Origin of the sequence: Desulfuromonas sp., from assembly GCA_002869615.1 — a bacterium.
In the GTDB taxonomy this organism is placed as follows: Bacteria; Desulfobacterota; Desulfuromonadia; order Desulfuromonadales; family UBA2294; genus BM707.
On sequence record PKUH01000098.1, the window covers coordinates 4,252 to 6,105 of the forward strand.

Sequence of the window (1,854 nt, forward strand, 5' to 3'; positions counted from 1 at the left end):
CAGTACGGGCTGAACCAGCTCGAAACAAAATCAGGCATCAATCCGCTGATGGTCTTTCTCGACCAGTTCAAGAGTTTCATTATCTATATCCTGCTGTTTGCCATTTTCTTTTCCCTGCTGATCGGTGAATATGTCGACTCGGTCATTATTCTTCTTATCCTTCTGGCGAATGCGTTGATCGGGTTTTTTCAGGAGCTGAGCGCTCACAAGTCTCTTGAAGCCCTGAAACGGATCAGCATTGCGCAGGCCAGGGTTCTGCGTGATGGTATTCGTAAAACGATTGAAGCAAAGGATCTGGTCCCGGGTGATATCGTCCTGCTTGAGGCCGGTGACAAGGTTCCGGCCGATTGCCGGCTGATTGCGGCGGTACAACTGCGGGTCGAGGAGTCGGCCCTGACCGGGGAATCACTTCCGGTTGATAAGAGTATTGAAGTGCTGGATGGAGACGTTCCGATCGGCGATCGGCGCAATATGCTTTTTTCGGCAACCACCCTGGCAACCGGAAACGCCCGGGCGCTGGTTGTCGCAACCGGCATGTCGACTGAACTCGGCAGGATTACTTCCTTGCTCAAGGAAACAAAAGAGGAAGCGACTCCCCTCCAGCGTCGTCTCGATATCTTTGGAAAGAAACTCGCATCTACCATTATTGGCATTTGTCTGGTGATCTTTATTATCTTTTTAAGCAAGGCCTATTTTGCCGAAACCCTTTCTGTCGAGGTGCTTGTTGCCCTGACCATTATCGCGATCAGTCTGGCTGTCGCCGCTGTTCCTGAAGCCTTGCCGGCAGTGGTGACAATTGCCCTGAGCGTTGGTGTTAAACGTCTGCTCAGTCGCCAGGCCCTGGTGCGCCGTCTCTCATCGGTCGAAACGCTTGGCAGCTGTGATGTGATCTGTACTGATAAAACAGGAACCCTAACCGAAAACCGGATGATGGTGCTGTATGCCTGGACGGCCGACGGTGAAACCATCCTGAACGGAAGCGGTTACGCCTTTGACGGAGAGATAGAGGGCTCTGATGCCAGCGATCTCTTCCGTTGTGGTCTGCTCTGCAACAATGCTTCAATTTACGAGGAGGCTGGCGACTGGCGTGTGGCCGGAGACCCGACCGAAGCGGCTCTTTTGACCAGCGCCGCCCGGGCCGGTGTTTCATCCGACGCAGAGCGCCTCGGCGAGATTCCTTTCAACTCGGAGCGAAAGATGATGTCAGTGCTCGTTTCCGAGCAGGGCCATGAGGTCGTCTACAGTAAAGGTGCTCTTGGTTCAATTCTCGATAGTTGCCGGATGATCATGGTCGACCAGGAAGCGGTCCCGTTAACCGCAGCCCTGCGGCGCACAATCGAGGAACAGAACCGGCATTATGCCGGCATGGCAATGCGGGTACTCGCCTTTGCCTTCCGGAAGCTCGATTCGGAAGAGGAGTTCTCTGAGGATGATCTTGTTTTCCTCGGTTTGCAGGCAATGATCGATCCGCCGCGACCCGATGTGATCGAGTCAATTGCCCGAACGCAGAAGGCCGGGATCAGGGTTATCATGATAACCGGTGATTACGGTGAAACGGCCAGCGCGATCGGCCGGGAGATCGGCCTCAATGGCGAGAGCCTGAGCGGTCAGGAAATTGAACGGATGGATATCGATGAGCTGAAGTTGGCACTCAATCGCAATACCAATATTATCTCACGTGTTGCTCCGGAGCATAAACAGCGGATCGTTCAGGCCTTGCAGGAGTCGGGAAATGTTGTTGCGATGACCGGCGATGGGGTCAACGACGCCCCGGCACTGAAGAAGGCCGATATCGGTGTCGCCGTCGGCAGCGGCACCGAAGTTGCGAAAGATGCCTCCGATTTTATTCTGCTC

The 1,854-nt window shown here is 54.4% G+C and carries 1 protein-coding gene; it reads left to right on the forward strand.

Annotated elements, in window-relative coordinates:
* On the forward strand, nucleotides 1-1,854 hold a 1,854-nt coding region (locus tag C0623_10155; GenBank protein PLX99157.1), incomplete at both ends, for a cation-translocating P-type ATPase.